Source organism: Streptomyces sp. NRRL WC-3626, from assembly GCF_000718785.1.
Lineage (GTDB): Bacteria > Actinomycetota > Actinomycetes > Streptomycetales > Streptomycetaceae > Streptomyces > Streptomyces edwardsiae.
Map to the genome: position 1 here is coordinate 101,756 of NZ_JOCA01000017.1, position 26,297 is coordinate 128,052.

Genomic DNA, 26,297 nt, shown 5'->3' on the forward strand with positions numbered 1-26,297 from the left:
AGCATGAGCACGAACCCCTTCGACGACACCGACGGCCGCTTCCTGGTCCTGGTGAACGACGAGGGCCAGCACTCGCTCTGGCCGTCCTTCGCCGAGGTACCGGGAGGGTGGACCGTCGCCCTCGCCGAGAACACCCGGGACGCCTGCCTGGACTACATCGAGACCCACTGGACCGACCTGCGCCCCCGGTCCCTCACGGCGGCCACGGAGCGGCCCGCGTAACGTCGGGCCGTATGGAATCACAGTCGCCGGGCACCGGGCGTCGGGCCCGTGACCTCGGTCTCGCCATCGGACGCATCGCCCCCGGACCGTTCAACGCGATCACCGACGTGCCGGGCGTCCGCGTCGGCCACGCGACCGTCCGCCGGCCGCCCTCCGTGCACAGCGGAGTCACCGCCGTGGTGCCCGGTGCCGTCGGCCCCCGCACACCGCTGCCGGCGGGGGTCTTCACCGGCAACGGCTACGGCAAACTCATCGGCACGACCCAGCTCGCCGAACTCGGCACCCTGGAGACGCCGGTGCTGCTCACCTCCACGCTCTCGGCGTTCCGGGTCGCCGACGCCCTCGTCGGCTGGATGCTGGAACAGCCCGGGTGCGAGGAGGTGCGCAGCCTCAACCCGGTCGTGGGGGAGTGCAACGACGGCTTCCTGTCCGACATCCGTGCCCGGCCCGTCCACGCGGAGCACGTCCGGGCCGCCCTCGACGGAGCGTCCGGCGGGCCCGTCGCCGAGGGCTGCGTCGGCGCGGGCACCGGCACGGTCGCGCTGGGCTTCAAGGCCGGCATCGGGACCGCCTCCCGCACACCGGACGTGGACGGACGGCGCTTCACCGTCGGCGTCCTGGTCCAGGCGAACTTCGGCGGCACCCTGCGGGTGCTCGGCCGCACCGTCCCGCCAAAGGCCGACGATCCGGCGGCGGAGGGGGAAACCGGCTCCTGCATGATCGTGGTGGCCACGGACGCCCCGCTCGACGCCCGGCAGCTCACCCGCGTGGCGAGGCGCGCGGTCTTCGCCCTGGCCCGTACGGGCGCGGCCTACAGCCACGGCAGCGGTGACTACGCCCTCGCCTTCGGTACCCGGCCCGGCGGGGCGCCGGTGGCCGACACCGGACTGGGGCCGCTGTTCGAAGCGGTCCTCGACGGGGTCGAGGAGGCGGTGCTCAACTCCCTGCTCGCCGCGGAGACGACCACCGGCTTCGGCGGGCGGACGGTGGCCGCCGTCCGGGCGGACCGGCTGCTCGCCGTTCTCGCGGCGCCCGTGGACACCTCCCGCTGACCGGGACGCGGGCCATCGGCACCGGGATCCCGCGGGCTACCGGGACCGTACGAGATCCCCGAGCACCTCGTGCACGGTCCGCGCCGGGCGGCCGATGACGGTTTCCAGCGTCGGGTCGGTCACCGCGAACTCGCCGTTCCGCGATGCCGCGAACATGGCCAGGGTGAACTCCGCCGCCGCCCGCGGCATGCCGCCGGCGACCGCCGCGGACAGCCACTCGTCGTCGTCCACGACGACCCGGGTGACGGTCCGGCCCGTGACCCGTCCGAGGACGTCGGCGACCTCGGCGAAGTCGAGGGCGTGCGCGGCCGTCAGCGGCGGTGTGACCCCGTCGAGCGCTCCGTCCCCGGTCAGGGCGATGGCCGCCGCTTCGGCCAGGTCCTCGTGGGCCGTCCAGGACACCGGGCCGTCCTGCGGCACGGCGAGCGTGCCGCTCTCCAGCGCGGAGCCGATGTAGTGGCCGAGCGTGGAGGCGTAGAACCCGTTGCGCAGGGCGGTGCAGGGCACTCCTTGCCGCACCAGATGCTCCTCGGTGGCCGCGTGGACCCGCTGCGGCGGGAAGAGCGAGACGGGCGAGGCGGCCTGGTGGCTGGTGTACACGATGTGCCGGGCGCCCGCTTCCCGCGCCGCGTCGACGGCTGCCCTGTTGGCGGCGGCCGCGCCGGCGCCCCGGATGGCCGCGGAGACGACCAGGACGCGCTCGGCGCCCTCGAAGGCGTGCTTCAGCGTGCCGGGCTCGGTGAAGTCCCCCTCCCGCACCCGGACACCGCGTCGGGCGAGCCCGGCCGCTGCGCCGGCGTCGCGCACACTGACACCGACCCGGCCGGCCGGTACCCGCTCCAGCAGGCGGTCGACGGTCAACGACCCGAGATGGCCGGTGGCTCCCGTGACGATCAGCATGGTCGGCTCCCCATTCGCGATGATTCCAATGGAACGAGAATGACGATAACACTGATACTTCCGCTGTGAGTAATAGCCAAAGAAGGCACAGCTCAGGCGCGGGTATCGTCGATAACATCAACTGTCGCGTCCAAGCGGTACCATCGTCACCATGGCACCGAACACGCGGCGGCGGGACAGCACGCGGGACCGCATCCTGAAGGCCGCGGCGGACCTGCTGCGCGACCAGGGGCCCGGCGCGGTGACCACGCGCCGCGTGGCCCAGGAGGCGGGGCTCCAGCCTCCCGCCCTCTACCGGATCTTCCAGGACAAGGACGATCTGCTGGTCGCCGCCGTGGAGCACGTCTTCGCCGAACACGTGGCCGGCAAGCACACCGCCGCGCCGTCGGACGACCCCGTCGAGGACCTCCGCGCCGGCTGGAACATCCAGATCGGCTTCGGCCTGGCCCACCCGTACGTGTACGGCCTGCTGCTCGACCCCGACCGCGCGCGCGGCAATCCGGCGCACCTCGAGGGAGTGCGGGTGCTCGCCGAACGCGTACACAGGATCGCCGCAGCCGGGCGGCTGCGGGTGAGCGAGGAACGTGCCGTCGACCTCATCCGGGCGGCGGGGGTCGGAACCGTCCACACCCTGCTGACCCAGCCGCCGGAGCGGCGCGATCCGCAGCTGGCCGACGCCGCCTTCGACGCGGTCACGCGCGCCGTCCTCGTCGACGGGCCCGCCGTGCCCGCCGAGGACCCGGCGGCCGTCGTCGCGGCCTTCCGCACCCTGCTGCCCGGGCTGCCCGGCCTCAGCGCGGCCGAGGCCGCCCTGCTCGACGAGTGGCTGCGACGCCGGCCTCGGGGTCCGGTGCCGGCGTCCGCGTCCACGGCCGCAGCTTCTCCGGATTGCGGACCACCCAGATCCGGGTGACCCGCCCCTCGGAGATCTCGAACGAGGCGACGGTCTCGACGCCGCCGGCCCGCCGGGCGACCAGCCCCGGGACGCCGTTGACCGACCGCTCCAGGAGTTCGAGTCCCGGCGCCCGCTCGGCGACGGCGACCATGTACCGGGCGATGCGCGCGGCGCCCTCGACCGGGCGCGGGGCCGTGCCGGCCAGGCCGCCGCCGTCGGCGGTCATCACCGCGGCCGGGTCGAGCAGGCCGACGAGGGCGGCGATGTCCTTCGACTCCCACGCCTCCCTCACCCGCCGCACCACCTCCGCCCTCCCGGCCGCCGGCACCGGAGCGGGCGCCGCGCCGATCCGCCGCCGGGCCGAGGCCGCCAGCTGCTTGCACGCCGCCGGGGTCCGGCCGAGCACGCCGGAGATGTCGGCGAACGGGTACCGGAAGACGTCGTGCAGCACGAACGCCACCCGCTCCGCGGGCGTCATCGAGTCCAGTACGACGAGGAAGGCCATGCCCACCGACTCGTCCAGGACGATCCGGTCGGCCGGGTCCGCGACGTCCCACTCGGCGCGGTCGGGCAGCGGCTCGGGCAGCCACGCGCCGGCGTAGCGTTCCCGGCGGGCCCGCGCCGAACCGAGCAGGTCCAGGCAGATGCGGCCGGTCACCGTCGTCAGCCAGGCGCCGGGGGAGCGGATCTCCTCCCGCCGGCTCGGGGACAGCCCGTACCAGCGTGCGTAGGCGTCCTGGACCGCGTCCTCCGCCTCGGTCAGCGAACCCAGCAACCGGTAGGCCACGTTGACGAGCCGGCCGCGCTCGCCCGCCTCGTCCGTGCCGGTGCGGACAGTCCCCATGCTTCCGGTGGCCCCCTCGCCTTACCTTTCGCGTGCCCGCGTCGTCGAACTGCCGAGACCTTATCGAGCCGCAGCCCAAGGGCGGGAAAGGGGACCGGACATGGCCACCGAGGTGACGACGACCGACCACACGCAGCGGGGACTCTCGTTCCTGCGCATCGCGATCGCCCTGCAGACCCTCACCATCTTCCTGCAGGCGGTCTCCGCGGGGCTGTTGCTCACGTCCGCCCACGGGGAGACGCTGCACAGCGCCGGAGCCCGGGTGATGTACGGGGCGTCGATGCTGTACGTGCTCGCGGCGGTGCTGGCGTGGAAGCCCGGCGGCGGCTCGCCCCGGCCGGTGTGGCACGCGTGCGGGTTCCTGGCACTCGCCTCCGTCCAGGTGATCCTCGGCATCGCCCGCGTTCCGTCGGTGCATCTCCCGCTGGGCGTGCTGATGTTCGGCCTGAGCGTGCTGGCCCTGGCACGGGGCTTTCAAGCGGACGCGGCCGGCGCCGGACGCCTCCGTCTCCGCCCGCGCAGGTAGAGGACCGACAGCGGCACGGCGGCGACGGCGAGCAGGACGAGCGGGGCCACGACGGTCACGAGGGTCAGCAGCAGGCCGGCCGAGGCGGCCTTGTCGCCCAGCTCCTCGGAGCTTTCGGGAGTGATCCCGAACGTGACGGCGGACACCGGCAGCAGCGGGACCGGCTCCCCGCCGACCCGGACGGTCGCCACGACCTTCCGGTCCACCGTCTGGTCGATGGCGATGCCGGTCTGCCGGTCGACGTAACCGACCAGCGTCGACTCCCCCCGGTAGGCGAGGGGGACGGGGTCCGGCAGTGCGGACAGCGCCTCGGGCGTCAACCGTTCCCGGGCCCCGCCGTCGAGTCCGGGGACCAGCGCGGCGACGAGCTTCTTCGGCAGGGCGGGCGGCAGCGGTCCGAGCACCTCCGGGTCCTTGACCGCGGCCGACACGCCGATCTTGTAGACGTTCACCGTACGGCCCTGGCGTTGTGAGGATCCCGTGTAGCGGACCGGCACGACGGAACGGGTCGTCGAGTCGTAGTACGTGTACGAGTCGTCCTGGGCGGCATCCGGCGGAAAGGCCGAACTCAGCGCGCCCCGCGAGGGTTCGACGGCGGTCGAGTCCGGCGGTGACGTCCCCTCCCTGCTGACTCTGTCGACGGCGTACGTCTTCGAGCTGGGCTCCGGTCGACGGTGACCGGGATGCCGGACCTGACCGCGTGGGCGGTGTCCCCGGACCGCAGGGCCTCGTCGTCCAGCATGGTGGCCCTGCCCGCGTAGCGCACCGTCAGGTCGGTGTCACCGGGCAGCTCGGTGAGTCCGGGGGCGACGACGAAGCGTACGACCGCCGCGAGCGCGGCCAGGACGACGGTCAGGGTGATGAGCACGATCGATGAACGACGAGCGGACACGGTGTCCTCCTGTCACGGGTGTCACATGCGGTCGGCGCCGGCTCTGATCGCCTGGCGGATCCGGGGGTAGGTGCCGCAGCGGCAGATGTTGCGGATGCCGTCCAGGTCGGCCTCGGTGATCGTCCGGCCCTCCTCCCCGACCCGGCGGACCAGGGCGACGGCGGCCATGATCTGGCCGGGCTGGCAGTAGCCGCACTGCGCCACGTCCAGGTCGAGCCACGCCTCCTGCATCGGGTGCAGCTCCGCGCCCACCGTGGCCGGGAGCCCCTCGATGGTGGTCACCTCGTCCGACGGACGCAGTTCCTTCACGGGGATGGCGCAGGGATTGGCCGCCCTGCCGTTGAGGTGACTGGTGCACGCCTTGCAGACATTGATGCCGCAGCCGTACTTCGGCCCGGTGACGCCCAGGACGTCACGCAGGACCCACAGGAGCCGCTCGTCGTCCGGGACGTCGACGGTGACCTGCTCGCCGTTGAGGCGGAACGTGTGCTCGGGCACGGGAACTCCCTGGTGTGTCAGCGGACATGGTCCAGGCCGTCCACGGGGGACGCCGGGACGGGCGGGACGGTGGGCTTGGGCTCGAAGGAGAGCGTGCCGTGATTGACCGGGAAGACGGTCGGCATGGTCCCGGTGGCGCGGCCGTACGCACAGGCGACGGCGGCCATCGACGCGGCCACCCCCAGTTCCCCGGCGCCTCCGGGCCTGCCGGTGCTGTCCGGCAGGACGACGACCTTCAGCTCGGGCGGAGTGTTCCACTGCCGGGTGTAGAAGTAGTTGTCCCAGCTGGCTTCCAGGAAGTGACCGTCCTCCAGATGCAGGCTGGAGGTCAGGGTCAGGGCGATGCCGTCCATGAGGCAGCCCATCATCTGCGCCTCCAGCCCCCGCGGATTGACGGGGAGGCCGACGTCCACGGCGACGACCGCCCTGGTGACGCGCGGGCCGGCGACGCCGTCGCGGACGGGACGGCCGACCGTCTCCGGGCGGCAGTCGATCTCCACCAGGACCGCGCAGGCGGAGTGGTACTCCGAGTGGAAGGCGATGCCCTGGGCCGTGCCGGCCGGCATGCTCCTGCCCCAGTCGCCCACCTCGGCGGCCTTGTCCAGCACCGCGCGGAACCGATCGTCCCGCAGGAAGTCGTGCCGGAACCGGAAGGGATCCTTTCCCATGGTCGCGGCGAGCCGGTCGACGAGGAGTTCCCGGGCGCAGGTGACGTCGGGGGAGTACACATTGCGCATGCTGCCCGTGTTGAAGCCCTTGTCGGTCTCGCTCAGCAGCCGGCTGTTGACCCCGAAGTCGTACGGCATCGACTGGGAGAGCTGGAAGAACGTCTCCGAGAACCCGATGTCACCCACCGGGAGCCGCGCCGCCAGGGCGGTGAAGATCTCGCCCAGACCGTGGCCGAGGTCGGTGGCGACACTGGTGTGCCGCTGCCGGTAGGCGAGGACGGTGTCGCCGAGGTAGGAGATCCGTACCCGCGAGGTGGCCATCGGGTGGGTGCGCCCCTGACGGGAGTCGTCCGCGCGGTGCCACATCAGCTTCACCGGTTTGCGGATCCTCTCGGAGACCTCCACGGCCTCCAGCGCGGCGTCGAAGAAGAGCTTGCGGCCGAACGACCCGCCCCCTTCGGTGACATGCACGGTCACCGCACCGAGCGGCAGTCCGAGCCTGGCGGCGATCGCCTCCTTCGCGACGATCGGTGCCTTCAGGCTCGACCAGACCTCGGCCCGGCCGGAACGGACGTCGGCGATCGCGCAGTTCGGCTCCAGCGCGCTGTTGCTGCGGAAGTGGAAGGTGAACCGCTCCTCCACACTAGGCGTCAACGGCGGCAGTCCGAGCGGCAGTTCGGCCGCCCGCAGTTCCCTCAGCACCGACGCGTCGGACTTGCCCTCGGCGCTCCCGGGCCGCCACGTGACCCGCAGGGCGCGTACGGCGTCGATGCACCGGCCGAAGGTGGTCGCCCGTACCGCCACCCCGGTCGGGATGACGACGACGTCCGTGACCCCGGACATGGCCCGGACCTCCGGGAGGTTGGCCACCGAGCCGACCCTGCCGTTGATGGTCGGAGGCCGGCACACCATCGTGGGAAGGGCGTCCGGGACGTTCAGGTCCATCGTGAACCTCTTGCGTCCGGTGACCGCGTCGAGGGCGTCGACCCGGCCGTGCGGCTTTCCGATGACGGTGAACATGTCGCGCGGCTTCAGCCGCACGCTCACCTGCTCGGCCCGTACGCCCGCCGCCTTCTCGGAGAGTTCCCCGATGCCGGCGCTCCGGTTGCCGGGGCCGCCGACGACTCCCGCCTTCAGGGTCAGTTCGGTGACGGGAACACCCCAGTCCCGCGCGGCCGCCCGGAGCAGCCGGTCGCGGGCGACGGCGGCGGCCACCCGGATCGGGGTGTAGGTCGAGAACGTCGTGTTCGAGCCGCCGGTGAGCTGATTGAACAGCAGCTCCGGCCGTGCGTCGGCGAGGGTGATGTGCACCCGTCGCAGGGGGATGCCGAGTTCCTCGGCGATCAGCATGGCCGTCGACGTGGTGATGCCCTGTCCGACCTCGGTCCTCGGCAGCGCGAAGGACACGGTCCCGTCCGGGTTCACCTCGACCGTGATGAGGCCGGACGTCGGCAGGGCCGCCGCCGTCATCACGTCGTTGAGGTCGATCAGTTCCGTGATCTCCGGCGAGGGGATGTCCGCCCGTGCCTCGGACGGGGGGACGAGCTGGGCCGCGGTCACCAGTGTCGGAGCGGCCAGTACGTATCCGAGGAACCGGCGCCGGGCGAAGGGCTGTGCCTTGTCGTCACTGTGCGATGTCGTCATCGTCCCCACTCGGGTTCGTGATCGGAGGCCCCGGCACCGGCGGCTTCGCCGGTGCCGGACGTGGTTCAGGTGGGACGGTTGGTGTCCGGGATCTCGAGGTGGATGCCCCGTCCCTCGGAGAGGAAGAGCAGGACGAACTTGCGCAGCGCCTCCTCCAGCGCCCACGCGGCCTGGGGGATCAGCGGCAGCGGGATGAGCCCTTCGCGGAAGGCCACCAGCAGCGGCCAGGCGGCGCTGATCAGCGGCTGCCAGAACGGCTCCCGGTCCAGCCCGATCAGATCGCCGGTCCGGTCGCCGAGTGTGTACCGGGCGAAGCCGTTGATGAGCGGCCGGGTGAGGCCGGCGTCGAGTTCCGCGACGATGTCGAGGAGGACGTCGGTGAGGTTGATGCCTTCGGGGGTGGAGTCCAGGATCGGGTCGAGGACCTGCCGGGACTGCGCGTCGGCCTCGGCCCAGGTGGCGGGGATGTACTCGTCCCGGACGCCGAGCATGTGCGCGGTCACCTGCCACACGTGCAGATAGCCGTCCGACTCCGCGGTCGTGACCGGCACCCGCCAGTCTTTTAGCTTGCGCATGACAAACGTGGCCAGGCTGTGCCAGGTCACCATGATGTCGGCCTGGCTGATGGGGATCGTCTGGCCGCCGCTGGTCCGGGTCCAGCCCGGGGACTGCGGCAGCAGATGCCGTACGGCCGCGTGCACGACCCGGGTCTTCACGGCGGTCACGATCATGCCGCCCTGGGGCTGGTAGGCGTCCAGGTCCCCGACGTCGTAACCGAGTTGGGCCGTCTTGGCGATGCGGTCCTTCATGTCCGCGCCGCCCTTGGAGTAGTAGACGGCGCGTGCCTCCCGGGGGATGGCGGTGCTCATCAGGCCGCTGCCCAGGCCGTACAGGGCCCCGGTGTAGATGCCCTTCTTCGTGGTGAACCGGGCGGCGGCCGTGAGCTTGTTCCGGTCCGTCCAGGACGGCAGTTGCCGTGCGTGCTCCATGAAGTCGCGCAGGTCGGCGGGGAGTCCGGCCGGCAGCGGCTGGTCGTTGCGGGTCCACTTGCGCAGCGCCTCGTTGGCCTTGGCCGTGTCGCCGCGGTCGATCACGGCCGCGACCAGCCGGTCCACCTCCTCGTCCCAGACCCATTCCGGGTCGACGCCCGCCCCCGTGCCGGCCACCGAACCGCTCGGCGACCACGTCCACAGGGACCGCGCGCGGGCCGGTGACGCCAGGCTCAGCGCCCCGAACGCCCCCAGGGTCCCGCCCGCGACCAGCATCCTGCGCCTGCTGAGTCCGTCCATCGCTGCGCACTCCTCCTCGACTTCTGTGGCGGTGCTGCGTGAGTTGATACGATGAAACAGATGCTGCTCCGTTGTTTCAACAGGGGAGCACATGCGTGACGTGAGCGCCAGAGGCCGCGCAGAATCGGGGAGGCAATCGTGGAACCTGTCCTGTCGGCCCTCATGAGGCCGTCCGGCGACCCCTCCGTCCTGGAGGTCGCGTTCACCGAGGCCGTGGAAGGTGCCGGACGGGACGACGAGATGACGGAACGTCTGCTCGACGCCGCCCGTGACCTGTTCTGCCGCATGGGCGTCAGACGCTCGACCATGGCGGACGTGGCGGGGCGGGCCGGCGTCTCCCGGATCACCGTCTACCGCCGGTTCACCACCAAGGACCGGCTCGTCGAGCAGGTCGTACGGCGGGAGTTCCGGCGCTACTTCGACCGGTTCATGGTGGACATCCAGGACGCCGAGACCGTGGCCGACCGGGTCGTCCTCGGATTCGTGAGCTCCTTGCGGGCCATCCGCGGCAACCGGCTCATCGGCGGTCTCATGGCCGCCGAGCCGGACGCGGTCGTACCGTCCATGACCACCGACGGGGGCCACACCCTGGCCGTGGTGCAGCGGTTCGTCGCCTCCCGGCTGCGCCAGGAGCAGCGCGCGGGCAACGTCCGCGACGGCGTGGACGTGAACCTGGTCGCGGAGATGATGGTCCGCGTCTCCGCCTCCTTCCTCGTCATCCCCAGCCAGGTGATCGACCTCGACGACGACGAGCGACTGCGCGCGGTGGCCAGGCGGTTCTTGGTGCCGATGCTCGAACCGTGCTGAGAACTCCTGTTGGCGATGCGTCAATACCCGCCAACCGCACGGTCGCCAAGTCGCATCGGTGGAACAGCGAGCAGGGCACGGCCTATTGACTCCGGGCCAATAGCCGTTCACTGTGAGGACCGCTCAGAGTCCGCTCACGCTTCGCGAGGGAGGGAGCCCGCCGTGGCCACAGCAGAACAGCCGCACCCGTCCGCCGAAGGGCTGACGATCACCGCGTTACTGCGTCGCAACGCCCAGCAGTACCCCGAGCGCCCGGCGCTGACCACCGGCATCGGCCCGGACGCCGGAACCCTGACCTGGTCGCAGCTGCGCGCCGAGGTCGCCGCCCTCACCCGCGGCCTCACGCTCCTCGGACTGGAGCGCGGCGACCGCATGCTCATCGCGATGTCCGCACGGGCGGAGCACTGGATCGCCGACCTCGCCGCGGTCCACGCCGGAGCCCTGCCCTGCAGCACGTACGACACGATGGGCACCGAGCAGATCGGCGTGCTCGCCCGGCACAGCGCCGCCACCGTCCTCCTCCTGGAGGGCGAGGAGCAGGTACGGCGCTGGCAGCCGCTCCTGGACGACCTGCCGGACCTGCGCGCCGTCGTCGTACTCGACTGGGACGCCGCTCCCGCAGGCGACCCGCGCTTCGTCGCCTACACAGCCGTACGCGGCGCCACCGCGCCCGACGACGCCGCGTTCGAGGCGCTCACCGACGCCGTCACCCCCGACCGGCCGCTCGCCCTCACCTACACCGCCGGCACGACCGGCGATCCCAAGGGCGTGGTGCTCACCCATCGCAACGTCATCCACGAGTGCCTGATGCAGCAACAGCTCGTCCCCCTCCCCGAGCACCCGCGGTCCCTCGCGTACCTGCCGCCGGCGCATGTCGCCGGGCGCGTCCTCGGGATCCACATGCCGGTCTGCGACGCCGGCCATGTCACGATCTGCCCGGCACCCGGCGGGCTTCTGCCCGCACTCCGCACGGTGCGCCCACAGGTCTTCTTCGGCGTCCCCCGAGTCTGGGAGAAGATCGCCGCCGCCCTGCGGGCGGAGCTCGCGGCCCTGCCCGCGGAGCAGGCCGAGCCCGTCGCGCAGGCCCGCGGGACCGCCCTGGAGGTGCACCGGCTGCGCTCCGAGGGAACGGACCTCCCGGCGGAGCTCACCGGGCCGCTGGAACAGCTCGACACACAGGTGATGCGCCCGTTCCGGGCCGCCGTGGGGCTCGACGACTGCCACCGGGCCTTCAACGGCGCGGCCCCCGTCCCGACCGCCGTCCAGGAGTTCCTGGCGAGCGTGGGACTGCCGGTGTACGAGGTGTGGGGCCTGACCGAGACCACCGGCGCGGCGACGATCAGCGTCCCGGGCGCGTTCGCGCCCGGCTCGGCGGGCCGGCCGGGACCGGGCATCGAGGTCGAGGAGGCCGGCGACGGGGAACTGCTCGTCCGCGGCCCCGTCGTCTGCGCCGGCTATCTGCGCGCCGACGGCACCGTCGAGTCCGCGACCGACGCGGACGGCTGGCTGCCCACCGGCGACGTCGGAACCGTCGACTCCCGCGGGCTCGTCACGGTGACCGACCGCAAGAAGGAGATCATCGTCACCGACGGCGGGAAGAACATCGCCCCGGCCAGGATCGAATCCCTGCTGCGGGCCCACCCGTTGGTCGCCCACGCCGTCGTGATCGGAGAACGCCGACGCCATCTCACCGCGCTGCTGGTCCTGGACGAGGAGACGGCTCCGTCCTGGGCGCGGGCCCGCGGCATCACCGTATCCGGCCCGGACGCGCTGAGCCGCGACCCGGAGGTGCTCGAAGCCCTCGACCGGGCGGTGGCCGAGGCGAACGTGGTCTTCTCCCACGAGGAACAGGTCAGGAACCACCGGGTCCTGGCCGGACCCTGGACCACCGAGACCGGCGAGCTGACGCCCGAACTGAGCCTGCGGCGCCGCGCGATCGACGAACTCCACGCCGCCACCATCGAGGCGATGTACACGCCCTAGCGGGAACCGCCCGGGACCACGGAAGGACACCACCACATGGGCGTTGAGCGCCAGGACCGGCGACGCCGTATGGAGCCGGACGCCCGGCGGGCCGAGATCCTCGGCGTCGCGCGCCGCCAGTTCGGGGCCAGGAGCTACAGCACGGTGTCCCTCTCGGACATCGCGGCCGAAGCCGGCGTGGCCCGCGCCCTGGTCAGCCACTACTTCGGCAGCAAACGGCAGCTCTACCTGGAGGTGGTCCGGCAGATGATGGTGGTCCCGGCCTCCGTCTCCGAACGGCTGCCGCCGACCACCGCCGAGGAACGCGTGTCGATCTGCGTCGACCGGTGGCTCGAAGTCGTCGAACGCAACCGGGAGATGTGGCTCTCCGCCATCGGCCTGGAAGCCCTCGGCAACGACCCGGAGATCGACCGGATCATGCTCGAGGCCGACGAGATCGCCACCGACCGGGTCCTCGAGGCCGCCATGATGGCCGACATCACCGAGGGCCGGGAGAAACTCCGGGCGATGATCCGCGCCCACAGCAGCATGCTGAAGGCCGCCTCCCGTGAATGGCTGGTCCGCGGCACCCTCGGCCGGAGCGATCTGCACGTCATGCTGACCCGCACGGTGCTCCACCTCGTGCACACCGTGTTCCCCGCCCTGCGGGACGACTGAGCACACCCTGACAACCGCGCCAAGGAGACAAGAGCGTCATGCCACGAGTCCTCTCAGACGAACGCCGTGACCTGGTCAGGACGATCGCGGACTTCTGCCGCCGCGAGTGCGGAACCAAGGAACAGCGCGACAAACTGACCGACGACGGCCAGGAGCAGCACAACCAGAAGCTCTACGAGAGGATGGCGGCACTCGGCTGGCTCGGCATCGCGGTCCCCGAGGAGTACGGCGGCGCCGGCCAGGGCATCACCGACCTCTGCCTCTTCCTTCAGGAGACCTCCTACGGACTGGCGCCCATCAGCGGCTTCGGCACCACCGTCATCGCGGCGGCGGCGTACGAGAAGTTCGGCACCGAGGAACAGAAGCGCACCGTGCTCGAAGGCGTCGTCAACGGCCGTGTCGAAGCCATCTCGATGTCGGAACCCGGCGCCGGCTCCGACGTGGGCGCCCTCGCCTGCCGCGCGGAACGCGCCGACGGCGGCTATGTGATCAACGGCCAGAAGACCTGGTGCTCCAACGCGCACTTCGCCGACCACATCCTCCTCATCGCCCGCACCGGCCAGGGCGGCGGGAAGCACGACGGACTCACCCAGTTCATGGTGCCGACCGGCATTGACGGCCTGCGGATCAGAGGCATCGACACCATGGGCGGCAAGGACGTCAACGACCTCTACCTCACCGACTGCTTCCTGCCCGACTCCGCCGTCGTGGGCACTCCCGGCGAGGGCTGGGCCCAGCTCATGGCCGGACTGAACCTGGAGCGGATGATCCTCGCCGCCCTGATGCTGGGCGTCGCGCGGCGCGCCTTCGACGACACCCTCACCTATGTGCGCCAGCGCGAGCAGTTCGGCCGCCCCATCGGCTCCTTCCAGGTGCTCAAGCACCGGATCGCGGACATGGCGACCGAACTCGCCTGCGCACAGCTGCTCCTGGACGACGTCTGTGCCGCGATCGACGCCGAACCCGGCCGGGTGTTCGCACGCGAGGCGTCCATGGCCAAACTCAAGTGCACCGAACTCGCCAAGCACATCACCCTGGAGGGCATGCAGATGATGGGCGGCTACGGCTACGCCACCGAGTACGGCATGGAAGCCCTGCTCCGCTCCACCGTCGTCTCCACGGTGTACGGCGGAACGAGCGAGATCCAGCGGGAGATCATCGGCAGGACCTACGGACTGTAGACACCGCGGGCGTCACGGTGCGCCGGACCCCGGACCGGACCGCGCGGAAAGCCGGAAGCGGCCGGGCCGGTCACCGGCCACAATGACCGTCGTGACGTCACTCCACACCAACCCTCTCCTCACCCGGCTCGCCGGCTCCACGCGGATCCTCGTCGCGGGCGCGGGCGGCGGTTTCGACATCTACTCCGGCCTGCCCCTGGCGCTCTCCCTCCTGCACCAGAACAAGGAGGTCCACCTCGCGAACCTCTCCTTCAGCGCACTCGCCGGCCTGCCGCCGGACGCCTGGGCCGCCGAGGACCTGGCCGTCGTCACGCCCGAAACCGCCCCGCACCAGAGCTACTTCCCCGAGCGGACCCTCGCCCGGTGGCTGCGCGTCCACGGCTATCCGGACACCGTGTACGCCTTCCCGCAGACCGGAGTCCGCCCGCTGCGCGCCGCCTACCGGGCACTCATCGAACGGCACGGCATCGACGCCGTGGTGCTGGTCGACGGGGGGACGGACATCCTGCTGCGCGGTGACGAGGCAGGTCTCGGCACACCGGAGGAGGACCTGGCCAGCGTGGCCGCGCTGGCCGCGCTGGACGGCGTACCGGACCGGTTCGTGGTGTCCGTCGGTTTCGGCGTGGACGCCTACCACGGGGTGAACCACGTCCAGGTGCTGCAGAACATCGCCGCCCTGGAACGCGACGGTGCCTACCTGGGCGCGTTCTCGATACCCCGCGCCACCCGGGAGGGCGCCCTGTACCTGGACGCGGTGGCACACGCCCAGGAGCACACCCCCGACCACCCCAGCATCGTGAACGGGTCCATCGCGGCGGCGGTGCGCGGCGCGTTCGGGGACGTCCGGTTCACCGACCGCACACGGGGCGGCGAGTTGTTCGTCAACCCGCTGATGTCCCTGTACTTCGCCTTCGACCTGCCGGGCCTGGCAGCCAGGTGCCTCTACCTCGACCGCATCGAGGACACCCACCTCATACGTCAAGTCCACTCCCGCATAGCCGAGTTCCGCGACTCCGTCGTGCCCCGCCCGCCCCGCACCTTTCCCCACTGAACCGGCGGCCGGAGCGCGAGTCGCGGGCCGTGCCGCCCTGCGGAACAATGGCGGGGCGGGCCGGCGCGGTGTGCCGGTCCGGGACCTTCGGGTGAGACCCGGTCTCACGGCCGTACGACACGAGGGAGACGCACATGTCCTCGAAGAGGCGCCGCAAGAAGAAGGCACGCCGCAACCACCCCGCCAACCACGGCAAGCGGCCGCAGTCCTGAACGTGCCCGTCCCGGGGACCGGTGACCTCCGGCCCCGGGACGGTTCAGGCGGGCGGTCCGAGCGGCACGCGGAGGGCGAGCACCGCCATGTCGTCGCGGCCGTCACCGGGATGACGGTCCGCCAGCGCCCGCACGAGATCCGGCAGCGGCAGTGAGGCGTGGGCGACGGCGAGCCCGGCGAGCGCGGCCAGGCCCTCGTCGATGGGATGCGCGGGGTGTTCGACGAGCCCGTCGGTGAAGAACAGCAGCACGGAACCCGCAGGCAGCTCCCGCGTGTGATCGGGCCGGGGCTCCCCGGTGCTCACCCCGAGCGGCAGGCCGGGTTCGGCGTACAGGTACTCCGTCTCCAGCTCCGGGCCGATCAGCAGGGGCGGGAGATGCCCCGCACTGCTCCAGCGCAGCACCCACCCGGATTCCCCGGGCTCCACACGTGCCAGACACGCCGTGGTGACGGGGATGTCCGCGGTGGCGTGCAGCGTGCGGTCCAGCTGGGTGAGAACCCCGCTGGGCGGGGTGCGGCGGTCGTAGAAGAGCGCCCGCAGCATGCTGCGGGCCTGCGCCATCGCGGCGGCGGCACGCAGGTCGTGACCGCCCACGTCACCGATCATGACGCCGACCGAGTCGTCGGGCAGCACCAGGGCGTCGTACCAGTCCCCGCCGAGCCGGTTCGGCTCGGCCGCGGGCCGGTAGACGGCGGCCGCGGCGAAGGGGCCCAGGTCGGACAGGGTGGGCAGCAGCAGCCGCTGGAAGGTCTCGGCGCTGTCGCGGACCTGCGCGAACAGCCGGGCGTTCTCGATCGCGATACCGGCGGCGCCGGCGAGGGCGACGACGATGTCCTCGTCGCTCCGGTCGAAGGGCCGCCCGTCCTCGCGTTCCGACAGGTAGAGGTCGCCGTAGATCTCGCCGCGGACACTGATGGCGACCCCCAGCAGGGTGCGCATGCGCGGGTGGCCGGGCGGGAACCCGGCCGAGGCGGGATGCGAGGGGATGTCGAGGAGGCGCAGCGGCTCGGGATGGTGGATCAGATGACCCAGCACGCCCCGACCGTGCGGGAACTCCACCCCGGACAGCGCGGCGCGCTCGTCCTCCGTGAGCCCCGCCGTGATGAACTCCTTGAGATGCTCGCCCGACTCGTGCAGCACCCCCAGGGCCCCGTAGCGGGCGCCGACCAGTTCCATCGCCGTGGTGACGATACGGCGCAGCACCACCGACAGATCCAGCTCCCTGCTGATGGCCAGCACCGCATCGAGCAGGCCCTGCAGCCGCTCCTTGGCATCGGTCACGGCCCGCAACCGCGCACCGACCTGCTCCAGCCCCGTGCCGGGCCGCAGGCCGGGGACCTCCGGCTGCCCTCCGCCGTTCACAGCGGACGCCTGCCCGGTGTGCTGAACCGGGCTCCACACGAGCGGTACACCCGGCCTCCCGACTCGACCGTGAGCGGACAAGCACCCAGCGTGACACGGTCGGCGAACGCCGCCCGCCCATTACTCCGAACGCGGCACGCCCCATCCGCACGCGGTTGTCACAGCCCGGTCCGCTGCCCGGTCAATGCGGTGACGGGGGCCCGCGGCAACGACCCGGGCTCCGGCGAAGGGAGCGCGTATGTCCACAGCAGGCGACCACCGATGCCCCGGCGGGCTCGCGCCGGGGAGGGGCGCATGACGCCCCGGGAGCCCGAGCTCGCCGCCGCCGGTGTGTCCCTCGCGACGGAGGCCGCCCTGCTCGAGGCACGTGCGCGGATGCTGCAGGAGGCGCTCGACACCGTCGACGCCCGTATCGGGGAACTGTCCGAGACGCTGCGGCGGCTGCAGGATCCTACGGGTTCGGCTTCCAGTCCCGGGCGAGAAGCCCGAGCAGTACCTCGTCCATGAACTCGCCCATCACCCAGGCCGAGGCACGCAGCACACCCTCGCGGACGAACCCGTTGTGCTCGGCGGAGCGCAGCATCGCGACGTTGTCCGACAGCGTCTCGATCTGCAGACGCTGCAGACCGCGCACGACGAAGCCGTAGTGGCACAACACCGCGACCACGTCCGTGCCGTAACCCTTGCCTCGGGCGGACGGCAGCAGCCCCAGGCCGATGTGCGCGTTCCGGTTGTGGGTGTCGATGCCCCACAGGTTGGCGGTGCCTATCAGTGAGCCGCCGTCCAACTCCACGACGGAGAACGGGACACGGCCCTGCTCCTCGTCGTCCACGAAGAGCCGGGGGTCCTTCGAACCGGGCGAGACCGGCCGCCAGGGTCCGGCCTCGGCCCGTGACGCGTTGGCCACGTCGTCGTAGAGCTCGGTGCGCAGTACCGGGATGTCGTCCTCGTGCCGGGCCCTGAGCCCGACCTTGCTGCCGCTCAACATGCGTGCTTCCTATCCGAACGGATCGGCCGGTCGCAAACGAATAAGTCCCCGACGCCTTGCCGTGACGGCGGTCCGGCCCGCAGGATGCCATGGCGTCCGCGTTCGGCCTCGTCGGTGATCTGCCGGGCTCCGTCACGGCCGGCTGCGGGCTGCGGGTGCCGTACGCGATGACCTCGGGGCGTCCGGACCGGGTCACCTGCCTCGCCTGCCGCGAGCACGCCGGGCGCGAACACCTGCGCTTCGCGCGGGAGGTCGAGCGTCTCAGTGCTGCGCCCGGCTCGGTCATCGGCGCCGACCAGGGGAAACTGGCCGCGGACAGACATCGCGAGCTCGCGCGGCGTTTCGGACAGAACCCCTAGGGACGCATGACGATCTTGCCCACATGGCTCCTGCGGGCGAGCTCCTCCTGCGCCGCCGCGGCCCGCGCCAGCGGGAAGACCGCGGCGATGACGGGCCGTACCCGGCCCTGACGAGCCAGGTCCATGAGCAGAGCGAAGTGCGCCGGCGTGTGCATCGCGGAACCGATCACCTGCGCGTTGTGCAGATAGAGACGGCGTACGTCGAAGGCGACGTCGTACCCGCCGAGGGCGCCCGCGACGACCCACCGGCCCCCTTCGCGCAGCAGCGGCAGTCCCTCACCCACCAGCTCTCCGGCCACGACGTCGAGTGCGACGTCGACGCCCTTCGGGGCGGCCGCGCGGATCTGCCCGGTGACGTCCCCGGCGCGGTCGACGACCTCGTGCGCGCCCGCCTCGCGCACCGCGTCGATCTTGGTTCCGCTGCTCATCGCGACGACCCTCGCGCCACGCGCCCGCGCGAGCTGTACGGCGGCGAGCCCGACACCGCCGGACGCCCCCGAGACCAGGACGGTCTCGCCCTCCCGCAGCCGGCCCCGCTCGATCATCCCCAGCGCCGTGCCGTACGCCGTCGGCAGCGCCGCGAGCTGGTCGTCCGTGAGCGGCGACTCCGTCACGTCGTGCACACGCTCCGCCGGCGCCGTCACATACTCCGCGTAACCGCCGTCGCGTTCGCTCCCCATCAGGCCCACCGGATTGGCGTCCGGCCCGTCACCGTCGTAGATCGCCGGGTCGACGACCACACGCAGCCCCACGAGGCTCCCGTCCACGCCCGCGCCGACCGCCGCGACCCGGCCCGCGACGTCCGCGCCCTGGATACGCGGGAAGTCGAGCGGGCCCCGCCAGCCCGACCGGGCCGTCGGAGCTCCCGGACGGCCGTAGGCCCCCTCCCGGGTCCACAGATCTGTGTTGTTCAGCGCCACCGCACCGACCCTGACCAGCACCTCGCCCGGCCGCGGAACCGGCACGGCCACCTCCGCCGGCTCCAGTACCTCCGGCCCACCGTGCGCGGTGGCGCGCACCGCGCGCATGATCTCGGGCGTAGTCATCGCCTCACCCTCCACAGGTATACTGATCTGTGAACTCCTGCCACCGTACACCGACCAGTGAAGGGGCGCCCGATGCGCGAAGCACGGCCCATGACGCCGGCCGGCCGCCGTATCGTGGCGGCCGCCGAGGAGCTCTTCTACCACCGCGGCATCACCGCCGTCGGCGTGGACCTGATCGCCGAGCACTCGGGCGTGACCAAGCGGACGCTGTACAACCGGTTCGGTTCGAAGGACCATCTCGTGGCGGCGTATCTCATGGAACGCGACCAGCGCTGGCGTGCACTCGTCCGCGCCGCCGTCGACGCCTGCGACAGCCCCGTCGAGGCCGTCACCGCCCCCTTCACGGCCCTGCGGACCTGGAGCGAGACCAACACCCGCGGATGCGCGTTCATCAACGCCCTGGCCGAGATCCCGGACCCCGCGCATCCCGCCCATGCCGTCGCCGCCGCCCAGAAGCACTGGCTGCGGGACCTGTTCGAGGAACTCGCCACCGCCGCGCACCGCCCGGACCCCGCGACTCTCGCGACCCGGCTCCTCGTGCTCCACGAGGGCGCCCTCGCCACACAGCCGCTCCTGCCCGGCACCCTGTCCGCGAGCACCGACCTGGCACGCGCCCTCGTACGAGCCGGCTAGACATCGCACGCACCCCGGCACCAGCTCTGGAGGCACTCCCGTGGGAACCGCAACAGCCCGTCGTCTGGCACTCGTCGGGGGAGGCTTCTCGACCGATGAGGACGGGCTGCTGGACGACTGGCTGCTCACCCACGCGAGAAGCCCCCGGCCCAAGGTGTGCTTCGTCCCGACCGCCAGCGGCGACGCGCCCGCGTACACCGACCGGTTCCTGCACGCCTTCACCTCACGCGACTGCGAACCGTCCGTACTGCCGCTGTTCCGGCGCGAGCTGGACGACGAGAGCCTGCGGACGTTCCTGCTCGGCCAGGACGTCGTGTACGTCGGCGGCGGCAACACGGCGAACCTGCTGGCGGTCTGGCGCGCCCACGGAGTCGACCGGCTGCTGCGCGAGGCCCACGCACACGGCACGCTGCTGTGCGGCATCAGCGCCGGCGCCAACTGCTGGGCCGACGGCTCGCACACGGACTCCTTCGGCCCGCTGACCTACCTCCAGGACGGACTCGGCCTCCTGCCCGGCTCGGTGTGCCCGCACTACGACAGCGAACCCGGGCGCCGCACCTCCTACCGGCACGCCGTGGCCACCGGCATGCTGCCCGCGGGCTGGGCGGTCGAGGACGGGGTGGGAGCCCTCTTCACGGACGGACATCTCGGGGAAGCGGTCACCCGGAGCCGCGAGGCCCGGCTGTACCGGGTACGAGCAGACGCACACGACCAGGTCCACGAGGAGGCCCTGCCCTGCCGGCTGCTCGCGAACTGAGCGGCCCCGGTTATTCGGTTGGCGCCCGCCCGCGCATGTGGTGGGATCAGGGGCAACGGGGGCGGCTCCCCGACGCGCATCCTTCTCACTCTCTCGAAAAGACCCGGCGCGTCCACTCTCCGCCCCCGTTCTCCCATCCCCGGCCCAGAGTGAGGATTCCCTGTTGTCCGCCGCCGAGTCCGTACTGCTGCGCCGCGTCCGGACCGTGTACCTCGACGTGACATCGCCGGTGTCCGGTGCGGCAACGGGACCGGCACTGCGCCGGATCGAGGCCGAACTCCTCGGCCGCGGTCACCTCCTCACTCCCGGCCTGCTCACGGCACTCGGCTCGCTGGCTCCCAAGCAGCTCGCGGCGGCACACGCACGCGTGGTCGGCCTCGTCGACGACCTGCTCGGCTCCGACCGCAGCCACGTCCCGCTCTTCCGCCGCTTCCCGTACACCGTGCCGCGCGACACCGAAGCGCTGTACGTCGACCGCATCTTCGCCTTCCTGCTGCAACAGCCGGAGCAGCCCTGCGTGCTGTGCGGCGAGGCGCGCACGGTGTTCCCGGTGTCGCCCTGCGCCCACCTGGTGTGCCGGCTGTGCTGGGACGGATCCGATCACAGCGGCTGCCCCGTCTGCCACCGGCGGATCGACGCGGACGACCCCTTCCTGCGGCCCGTCCGTGCCGTCGGCGCCGCCAAGCCGTCGGTCCCCGGCCCGCTGCGCCTGCTGCGCCTGGGCGCCGACCGGTCCGCCGACGCCACCGCGGTGGTCGACGCCCTGCTGGCCCGCCGTACCCCGCTCTCCCCGCAGGACCGGGACGACCTGCTGACACTGCTGCCCCTCACCCCGGCCGGCCGCGGCCTGCTGCCGCGCGACATCCCCGTCCGGGAGACCAAGGCGATGGTGCTGGGCGCCCTGCTGCGCGAGGCACCGCAGGGCCTGTCACGGCGGAAGCTGCTGGCCGAGCGGCTCACCACGGCCACCGACGTCCTGCGGCTGCTCACCGTGCTGTCCGGCGGCGACGCCGGGCTGGTGACACCGCCGCGCCTCACCAGCCCGCCCCGCGCCCTGCGCGGCGAACTCCTCGCCGTCCTGGACGGGTTGCCCACGCCGTACCTCGTGGAGGACGTACTCCGGCACCCCACGGCATGGAAGCGGGCCGCCGAGATCCTGCACCCCTTCGAGCGGCATGCCCGGCACCCGCGTGCCGCCCTCGCCTTCGCGGTGCTGCGCGGCACCGCGGTGGACCCCGGCGCCGCCTTCGGCGCCGCCCTGCTCGCGACGGCCGCCGCGCACCCGGACGCCGTCCGTGTGGACGGCAGCCGGATCCGCCCGGCCACCTGGGCCGGACGACTGGAGGAGAAGCTGGCCGGGGCGGACGCGGGAGGGGCCGCCGCCCTCGCCGGCGAACGGCCCGGCGAACTCGTACGGCGCCTCGACCGGTTGCTCCGCCTGCACACCGACGACTCCCTCGATCCCGAGCTGGAGAAGGCCCTGGTGCGCGGGCTGCCGAAGGTGGGCCCCGGCCCGCTGCTGTCGGCGCTCGGAGCGCTACGGGTACGGGCCGAGGACCGTACCGGCCGCCGCCGCGTGTTCTTCCCGCGCGGGGAGGTCACCCGGGCCCTGACCGTCCCGGAACGACGGGCCCCGCTGCCCGCGGAGCTGGTAGCGGCGGCGGTCGCCCTGCTGCGGGCCGAGGTGCTGCGCCGGTTCGCCGCCGGGGAGCGGTACGAGCTGTCGGTACTGGATGCCGCTCTGAGCGACCTCACCGTGCCGTTCACCGAGCGGTCCACGGCGAAGGCCCTGGTCGCGGTTCCCCGGGGCAGTTGGCAGACCCTGCCCGAGGGGGAGGTGCTGCGACTGTTCCTGCACTGGACCGAACCGCGCGGCAACCGTACGGACCTCGACCTCTCCGTCGCGTTCTTCGACGCCGAGTGGACGTTCACCGGCCTGTGCGACTACACGAACCTGGTGCACGGCACGGACGCCGCCGTCCACTCCGGCGACCTCACCTCCGCACCGGCCCCGCGCGGTGCCACCGAGTACGTGGACCTGGACCTGGAGCGGCTGGCGGAGCGCGGGGACGTGTACGCCGTACCGCTGGTGTTCAGCTTCAACAACGTGCCGTTCGAGGAACTGCGGGACGCGTTCGCGGGCTTCATGGCGCTGCCCGCGCAGGGTGTGCGGGGCTCCTCCTACGACCCGCGTACGGTCCGTCAGCGCTTCGACCTGGCCGGAGACTCGCGGGTGTGCCTGCCGGCGATCGTCGAGCTGGGCCGTCGCCGGATGCTGTGGACGGACACCCATCTGCCGTCCACCGGCGGCTTCCAGAGCGTCGGGTCGCACGGCGGGGGCGCGCTGGCCGCGGTGGCCCGGGACCTGTGGGACCAGTTCGGCTCCGGCAGCCGCACCACGCTCTGGGACCTCGCGGTGTGGCGGGCGGCGGCGCGCTCCGCCGAGGTGGCCGTGACGTCCCGGGAGCCGGAGCCCGTACTGCTGAGGTACCGGCTGCGGCCGGACGAGGACACGGCGGCGTTCGCGGCGCGGGTGTCCTCCATGGAGGACAGCGAGGAATACCTGCCGCACCCGGACCCCGACGCGGCGGCGGCCGAACTCGCCGCCGGCAGACGGGTGTTCCTGGCGACGGTCCACGGAGGCATCGGCCCGGCGCACGCCTCGGGCACCCTCTACCGGCTGTTCCCCGGCCCCGGCGACGCCACGGAGACGTTCGACCGGGTGACGGCCGGGGACCTGGTCGCCGAACTCGGCTGAGCCGGCACCGGCGGCAGTCGCCGGTTCTCCCGCTGCCCGCCGCCGTGTCCCGGCACGACGAGCGGGCGCGTGCCGGTCCCGCGGCCGACCCGGCCGTCGACGTCCACCGCCACGCCGGCACGTACGGGTCGGCCCCGAGGGCCCCGTCGACCGCCGCTCCGGTCAGCGCGAGGCGAGGAGTTCCAGCGTGTCGATGACGCGGTTCGAGAAGCCCCACTCGTTGTCGTACCAGGCGACGACCTTGATGTGACGGCCGTCGACACGGGTGAGGGCCGAGTCGAAGATGGACGACGCCGGGTTGCCCGTGATGTCGGACGACACCAGCGGATCCTCCGAGTACTCGAGGACGCCGGCCAGCGGGCCGTCGGCCGCGGTGCGGTACGCCGCCAGGACGTCGTCGCGCGTCACGTCGCGGGCCACGGTCGCGTTCAGCTCGACGATCGAACCCACCGGAACGGGCACCCGGATCGAGTCACCCGACAGCTTCCCGTCGAGGTTCGGCAGCACGAGACCGATCGCCTTCGCGGCGCCCGTCGTGGTCGGCACGATGTTGACGCCGGCCGCACGGGCCCGGCGCGCGTCGCGGTGCGGACCGTCCTGGAGGTTCTGTTCCTGCGTGTACGCGTGCACGGTCGTCATGAACGCGTGCTCGATGCCCGCGAGTTCGTCCAGCACCGCGGCCAGCGGCGCGAGCGCGTTGGTCGTGCACGAGGCGTTCGAGACGATGGTGTGCACGGCGGGGTCGTACGTGTCGCTGTTGACCCCGTACGCGAGCGTGACGTCGGCACCGTCCGAGGGCGCGCCGACGAGCACCTTCTTCGCGCCGGCGTCGAGGTGGGCACGGGCCGCCTTGGCCGACGTGAACCGGCCGGTCGCCTCGAGCACGATGTCCACACCGAGCTCCGCCCAGGGCAGCTGCGCCGGCTCGCGCTCGGCCAGCACCTTGATGCGCCGGCCGTCGACGACGAGGACGTCCCCGTCGACGGTCACCGGGCGGCCGAGCCGGCCGGCCGTCGTGTCGTAGGCGAGCAGCCGGGCGAGGGTGGTGGGCTCCGTCAGGTCGTTGACGGCGACGATCTCGAGGTCACTGTCGCGTTCCAGCAGTGCGCGCAGCACATTGCGTCCGATGCGGCCGAATCCGTTGATCGCGATGCGGGTCATGAGTGGTGTCCTTTCGGTTCCCCACCAGCGTCGCGTGCGGCGGCCGCCCGGCACAGCGGCGCGATCGCCACGGTTCGAAAGGATCGTGCCACGGGCCTCGCGGCGCATGTGTCAGGGCTCCTCACCCCGGGCGAAGGTGCGCCGGTACTCGCTCGGTGTGGTGCCGAGGATGCGCTGGAAGTGCAGCCGCAGATTGGCGCCGGTGCCGAGCCCGACGTCGTCGGCGATCTGCTCGACGCTCAGCCGTGACCGTTCCAGCAGTTCGCGGGCGCTGTCGACGCGGGCCCGCATCACCCACTGCATCGGCGTGTACCCCGTGTCGTCGAGGAAGCGCCGCGAGAAGGTACGCGGTGAGACCGCCGCGTGCCGGGCGAGTGCCTCCAGGGTGAGCGGCTCACCGAGACGGCGCAGCGCCCACTCGCGGGTGGCGGCGAACCGCTCACCGAGCGGCTCGGGCACACTGCGCGGCACGTACTGCGCCTGGCCGCCGCTGCGGTAGGGGGCGGCGACGAGGCGCCGGGCCGCGTGGTTGGACGCGGCCACCCCGAGATCGACGCGCAGCATGTGCAGACACAGGTCGATGCCGGACGCGGCACCCGCCGACGTGAGCACGCTGCCCTCGTCCACGAACAGGACGTTCTCGTCGACCCGCACGAGGGGGTGCTTCGCCGCCAGTGCCCGCGTGTAGTGCCAGTGCGTGGTGGCCCGCCTGCCGTCGAGCAGTCCCGTGGCGGCGAGCGCGAAGGCGCCCGTCGAGATGGCGGCGAGCCGCGTGTCCCGCGCATGCGCGTCGAGCAGCGCGTCCACGACGGCGCCCGGCGGATCCTCACGGTCGGGGAAGCGGTAACCGGGGATGAAGACGGTGTCGGCCCATTCGAGCGCGTCCAGGCCGTGCGCGACGGCGTACGACAGCCCGTCGCCCCCGGTCACGGGGCCGGGCGCCGCCCCGCACACCCGCACCTCGTACGGCATGCTCGCCCGGGTCGTGAACACCTGCGCGGGAATTCCGACATCGAGCGGCTTCGCGCCCTCGAGCACCAGGACGGCGACACGGCGAAGACGGGAGGCTGGCACGGGAAGAGGTTACGTGAGAGCCCACTCAGCGCGGGCGACCGTCGCTCCGGCCGGACGAGATCCTCCGTGAGATCCACCGCACCGTGCGACGCGGCAGATGACGGGTGAACCAGATGAGCACCCGGTACCGAAGGCTGGGCATCGAGATGACCCGTCCCCGGCGCACATCGCGCAGACTCGTCTCCACCAGCCGGTCGGCGTCCAGCCAGAGGAAGCCCGGAATGCCCGACGAGCGGATCCCGGCCCGCTCGTGGAACTCGGTGCGCACCCAGCCCGGGCAGAGCGCCGTCACGGTGACGCCCGTTCCGTGCAGCTCGTTCGCCAGGCCCTCCGTGAGTGTGGTCACGAAGGCCTTGACCGCCGAATAGCTGCCCATCGTGACATGACCGGCCGTGCTCGACACATTGACGATGGCGCCCGCCCCCCGGTCCCGCATGGCCCGCGCCGCGGCACCGGAGAGGACGAGCACCGTGCGCCCCATCACCTCCAGCGCCCGGTCGTGCACCGTGGTATCCACCGATGCCAACGGTGCGTGCACACCGAAACCAGCGTTGTTCACGAGCATGTCGACCGGACGGCCGGGATCCTCCAGCCGGGCGGCGACACGTTCGACGTCCGTACGGTCGGACAGGTCCGCGGGGAGGATCTCCACGGTACGGCCACACGACCTGAGTTCGACCGCCATACGGTCGAGCCGGTCCTTGTCGCGGGCGACCAGGACGAGATCCCAGCCCCGGTCCGCGAGTGCGCGCGCGAACGCGGCCCCGATGCCCGACGTACCACCTGTCACAAGTGCGACTCCCATGCTGTCTACGATAGTGCCAACCTTCCCCACT

The 26,297-nt window shown here is 72.2% G+C and carries 23 protein-coding genes and 2 pseudogenes; 13 read left to right on the top strand and 12 right to left on the bottom strand.

What is annotated here, in order from left to right; genetic code table 11:
• Nucleotides 1-3 precede the first annotated feature (3 nt).
• The gene (locus IF28_RS0124275) at nucleotides 4-222 is read left to right on the top strand and encodes an MbtH family protein (protein ID WP_030224093.1); all 219 of its coding nucleotides are present in this window, start codon (nucleotides 4-6) and stop codon (nucleotides 220-222) included.
• 11 nt (nucleotides 223-233) lie between these two features.
• On the top strand, nucleotides 234-1,274 hold the full coding sequence (locus IF28_RS0124280) for a P1 family peptidase (protein WP_030224094.1): 1,041 nt from the start codon (nucleotides 234-236) through the stop codon (nucleotides 1,272-1,274).
• Nucleotides 1,275-1,310: 36 nt separating this feature from the next.
• Here IF28_RS0124280 and IF28_RS0124285 read toward each other — a convergent pair whose 3' ends face one another.
• On the bottom strand, nucleotides 1,311-2,174 hold the full coding sequence (locus tag IF28_RS0124285; protein ID WP_030224095.1) for an NAD(P)H-binding protein: 864 nt from the start codon (nucleotides 2,172-2,174) through the stop codon (nucleotides 1,311-1,313).
• Between the two features lie 151 nt (nucleotides 2,175-2,325).
• Here IF28_RS0124285 and IF28_RS39950 point away from each other — a divergent pair.
• Nucleotides 2,326-2,496, top strand: a pseudogene (locus tag IF28_RS39950) (helix-turn-helix domain-containing protein); the annotation flags it as partial.
• Nucleotides 2,497-2,965: 469 nt separating this feature from the next.
• Here IF28_RS39950 and sigJ read toward each other — a convergent pair.
• Nucleotides 2,966-3,913, bottom strand: a complete 948-nt coding sequence (sigJ, locus tag IF28_RS0124295) for an RNA polymerase sigma factor SigJ (protein WP_051713862.1) — start codon at nucleotides 3,911-3,913, stop codon at nucleotides 2,966-2,968.
• 100 nt (nucleotides 3,914-4,013) lie between these two features.
• On the opposite strand from sigJ, the gene IF28_RS0124300 reads away from it, so the two are divergent.
• The gene (locus IF28_RS0124300; protein ID WP_051713863.1) at nucleotides 4,014-4,439 is read left to right on the top strand and encodes a hypothetical protein; all 426 of its coding nucleotides are present in this window, start codon (nucleotides 4,014-4,016) and stop codon (nucleotides 4,437-4,439) included.
• Here IF28_RS0124300 and IF28_RS0124305 read toward each other — a convergent pair.
• From IF28_RS0124305 to IF28_RS0124325, 4 genes and pseudogenes are all read right to left on the bottom strand, one after another.
• Nucleotides 4,388-5,331 (bottom strand): annotated as a pseudogene (locus tag IF28_RS0124305) (porin PorA family protein). The gene IF28_RS0124300 and the pseudogene IF28_RS0124305 overlap by 52 nt on opposite strands.
• A 21-nt stretch (nucleotides 5,332-5,352) precedes the next feature.
• On the bottom strand, nucleotides 5,353-5,829 hold the full coding sequence (locus IF28_RS0124315; RefSeq protein WP_030224103.1) for a (2Fe-2S)-binding protein: 477 nt from the start codon (nucleotides 5,827-5,829) through the stop codon (nucleotides 5,353-5,355).
• Nucleotides 5,830-5,846: 17 nt separating this feature from the next.
• Nucleotides 5,847-8,141, bottom strand: coding sequence for a molybdopterin cofactor-binding domain-containing protein (locus IF28_RS0124320; RefSeq protein WP_030224106.1), 2,295 nt, complete (start codon nucleotides 8,139-8,141; stop codon nucleotides 5,847-5,849).
• A gap of 65 nt (nucleotides 8,142-8,206) precedes the next feature.
• On the bottom strand, nucleotides 8,207-9,430 hold the full coding sequence (locus IF28_RS0124325) for an oxygenase MpaB family protein (RefSeq protein ID WP_030224108.1): 1,224 nt from the start codon (nucleotides 9,428-9,430) through the stop codon (nucleotides 8,207-8,209).
• Between the two features lie 138 nt (nucleotides 9,431-9,568).
• Between IF28_RS0124325 and IF28_RS0124330 the strand changes: the two genes are divergently transcribed.
• The 5 genes from IF28_RS0124330 (at nucleotide 9,569) to IF28_RS0124350 (ending at nucleotide 15,109) form a co-directional block, all read left to right on the top strand.
• Nucleotides 9,569-10,237: a TetR/AcrR family transcriptional regulator gene (locus IF28_RS0124330; protein ID WP_030224110.1), complete on the top strand. Its 669-nt coding sequence runs from the start codon at nucleotides 9,569-9,571 to the stop codon at nucleotides 10,235-10,237.
• A gap of 162 nt (nucleotides 10,238-10,399) precedes the next feature.
• Nucleotides 10,400-12,220, top strand: a complete 1,821-nt coding sequence (locus tag IF28_RS0124335; protein WP_030224112.1) for an AMP-dependent synthetase/ligase — start codon at nucleotides 10,400-10,402, stop codon at nucleotides 12,218-12,220.
• Nucleotides 12,221-12,256: 36 nt separating this feature from the next.
• Entirely contained in the window at nucleotides 12,257-12,877 is a 621-nt protein-coding gene (locus IF28_RS0124340) for a TetR/AcrR family transcriptional regulator (protein WP_030224113.1), read from the top strand.
• A gap of 38 nt (nucleotides 12,878-12,915) precedes the next feature.
• The gene (locus tag IF28_RS0124345) at nucleotides 12,916-14,058 is read left to right on the top strand and encodes an acyl-CoA dehydrogenase family protein (protein WP_030224118.1); all 1,143 of its coding nucleotides are present in this window, start codon (nucleotides 12,916-12,918) and stop codon (nucleotides 14,056-14,058) included.
• A gap of 91 nt (nucleotides 14,059-14,149) precedes the next feature.
• Nucleotides 14,150-15,109 (top strand): DUF1152 domain-containing protein, encoded by a 960-nt coding sequence (locus IF28_RS0124350; RefSeq protein ID WP_030224120.1) that lies wholly within the window; start codon nucleotides 14,150-14,152, stop codon nucleotides 15,107-15,109.
• A gap of 256 nt (nucleotides 15,110-15,365) precedes the next feature.
• Here IF28_RS0124350 and IF28_RS0124355 read toward each other — a convergent pair whose 3' ends face one another.
• Together IF28_RS0124355 and IF28_RS0124360 are read right to left on the bottom strand one after the other, a co-directional pair.
• Nucleotides 15,366-16,685 (bottom strand): PP2C family protein-serine/threonine phosphatase, encoded by a 1,320-nt coding sequence (locus IF28_RS0124355; protein ID WP_078621386.1) that lies wholly within the window; start codon nucleotides 16,683-16,685, stop codon nucleotides 15,366-15,368.
• A gap of 451 nt (nucleotides 16,686-17,136) precedes the next feature.
• Nucleotides 17,137-17,673: a GNAT family N-acetyltransferase gene (locus IF28_RS0124360; protein ID WP_030224124.1), complete on the bottom strand. Its 537-nt coding sequence runs from the start codon at nucleotides 17,671-17,673 to the stop codon at nucleotides 17,137-17,139.
• A gap of 89 nt (nucleotides 17,674-17,762) precedes the next feature.
• Here IF28_RS0124360 and IF28_RS0124365 point away from each other — a divergent pair, with 89 nt between their 5' ends.
• On the top strand, nucleotides 17,763-18,032 hold the full coding sequence (locus IF28_RS0124365) for a hypothetical protein (protein WP_051713864.1): 270 nt from the start codon (nucleotides 17,763-17,765) through the stop codon (nucleotides 18,030-18,032).
• Here the strand turns inward: IF28_RS0124365 and IF28_RS0124370 are convergent.
• A complete protein-coding gene (locus IF28_RS0124370) occupies nucleotides 18,029-19,078 on the bottom strand; it encodes a zinc-binding dehydrogenase (protein WP_030224127.1) in 1,050 nt (349 codons plus the stop codon). The two genes, IF28_RS0124365 and IF28_RS0124370, sit on opposite strands and share 4 nt — an antisense overlap.
• A gap of 72 nt (nucleotides 19,079-19,150) precedes the next feature.
• On the opposite strand from IF28_RS0124370, the gene IF28_RS0124375 reads away from it, so the two are divergent.
• The 3 genes from IF28_RS0124375 to IF28_RS0124385 all read left to right on the top strand — a co-directional run bounded on the left by IF28_RS0124375 (nucleotide 19,151) and on the right by IF28_RS0124385 (nucleotide 23,226).
• On the top strand, nucleotides 19,151-19,711 hold the full coding sequence (locus tag IF28_RS0124375; protein ID WP_030224129.1) for a TetR/AcrR family transcriptional regulator: 561 nt from the start codon (nucleotides 19,151-19,153) through the stop codon (nucleotides 19,709-19,711).
• A 40-nt stretch (nucleotides 19,712-19,751) separates the two neighbouring features.
• Nucleotides 19,752-20,468, top strand: coding sequence for a peptidase E (locus IF28_RS0124380; protein ID WP_030224130.1), 717 nt, complete (start codon nucleotides 19,752-19,754; stop codon nucleotides 20,466-20,468).
• A gap of 163 nt (nucleotides 20,469-20,631) precedes the next feature.
• Nucleotides 20,632-23,226 (top strand): MXAN_6230/SCO0854 family RING domain-containing protein, encoded by a 2,595-nt coding sequence (locus IF28_RS0124385; RefSeq protein WP_030224133.1) that lies wholly within the window; start codon nucleotides 20,632-20,634, stop codon nucleotides 23,224-23,226.
• Nucleotides 23,227-23,388: 162 nt separating this feature from the next.
• Here IF28_RS0124385 and gap read toward each other — a convergent pair whose 3' ends face one another.
• The 3 genes from gap to IF28_RS0124400 form a co-directional block, all read right to left on the bottom strand.
• On the bottom strand, nucleotides 23,389-24,387 hold the full coding sequence (gap, locus tag IF28_RS0124390) for a type I glyceraldehyde-3-phosphate dehydrogenase (protein WP_030224135.1): 999 nt from the start codon (nucleotides 24,385-24,387) through the stop codon (nucleotides 23,389-23,391).
• Nucleotides 24,388-24,498: 111 nt separating this feature from the next.
• The gene (locus tag IF28_RS0124395) at nucleotides 24,499-25,461 is read right to left on the bottom strand and encodes a GlxA family transcriptional regulator (RefSeq protein WP_030224136.1); all 963 of its coding nucleotides are present in this window, start codon (nucleotides 25,459-25,461) and stop codon (nucleotides 24,499-24,501) included.
• Nucleotides 25,462-25,486: 25 nt separating this feature from the next.
• Nucleotides 25,487-26,266 (bottom strand): SDR family NAD(P)-dependent oxidoreductase, encoded by a 780-nt coding sequence (locus IF28_RS0124400; RefSeq protein ID WP_030224137.1) that lies wholly within the window; start codon nucleotides 26,264-26,266, stop codon nucleotides 25,487-25,489.
• Nucleotides 26,267-26,297: the final 31 nt, after the last annotated feature.

What these genes read in the sequence shown, in the direction of transcription:
- IF28_RS0124275 (WP_030224093.1), top strand. Translation starts at nt 4, where the DNA reads ATGAGCACGAACCCCTTCGACGACACCGACGGCCGCTTCCTGGTCCTG.
- IF28_RS0124280 (WP_030224094.1), top strand. Translation starts at nt 234, where the DNA reads ATGGAATCACAGTCGCCGGGCACCGGGCGTCGGGCCCGTGACCTCGGT.
- IF28_RS0124285 (WP_030224095.1), bottom strand. Translation starts at nt 2,174, where the DNA reads ATGCTGATCGTCACGGGAGCCACCGGCCATCTCGGGTCGTTGACCGTC.
- sigJ (WP_051713862.1), bottom strand. Translation starts at nt 3,913, where the DNA reads ATGGGGACTGTCCGCACCGGCACGGACGAGGCGGGCGAGCGCGGCCGG.
- IF28_RS0124300 (WP_051713863.1), top strand. Translation starts at nt 4,014, where the DNA reads ATGGCCACCGAGGTGACGACGACCGACCACACGCAGCGGGGACTCTCG.
- IF28_RS0124320 (WP_030224106.1), bottom strand. Translation starts at nt 8,141, where the DNA reads ATGACGACATCGCACAGTGACGACAAGGCACAGCCCTTCGCCCGGCGC.
- IF28_RS0124325 (WP_030224108.1), bottom strand. Translation starts at nt 9,430, where the DNA reads ATGGACGGACTCAGCAGGCGCAGGATGCTGGTCGCGGGCGGGACCCTG.
- IF28_RS0124340 (WP_030224113.1), top strand. Translation starts at nt 12,257, where the DNA reads ATGGGCGTTGAGCGCCAGGACCGGCGACGCCGTATGGAGCCGGACGCC.
- IF28_RS0124345 (WP_030224118.1), top strand. Translation starts at nt 12,916, where the DNA reads ATGCCACGAGTCCTCTCAGACGAACGCCGTGACCTGGTCAGGACGATC.
- IF28_RS0124360 (WP_030224124.1), bottom strand. Translation starts at nt 17,673, where the DNA reads ATGTTGAGCGGCAGCAAGGTCGGGCTCAGGGCCCGGCACGAGGACGAC.
- IF28_RS0124365 (WP_051713864.1), top strand. Translation starts at nt 17,763, where the DNA reads ATGGCGTCCGCGTTCGGCCTCGTCGGTGATCTGCCGGGCTCCGTCACG.
- IF28_RS0124370 (WP_030224127.1), bottom strand. Translation starts at nt 19,078, where the DNA reads ATGACTACGCCCGAGATCATGCGCGCGGTGCGCGCCACCGCGCACGGT.
- IF28_RS0124375 (WP_030224129.1), top strand. Translation starts at nt 19,151, where the DNA reads ATGCGCGAAGCACGGCCCATGACGCCGGCCGGCCGCCGTATCGTGGCG.
- gap (WP_030224135.1), bottom strand. Translation starts at nt 24,387, where the DNA reads ATGACCCGCATCGCGATCAACGGATTCGGCCGCATCGGACGCAATGTG.
- IF28_RS0124400 (WP_030224137.1), bottom strand. Translation starts at nt 26,266, where the DNA reads ATGGGAGTCGCACTTGTGACAGGTGGTACGTCGGGCATCGGGGCCGCG.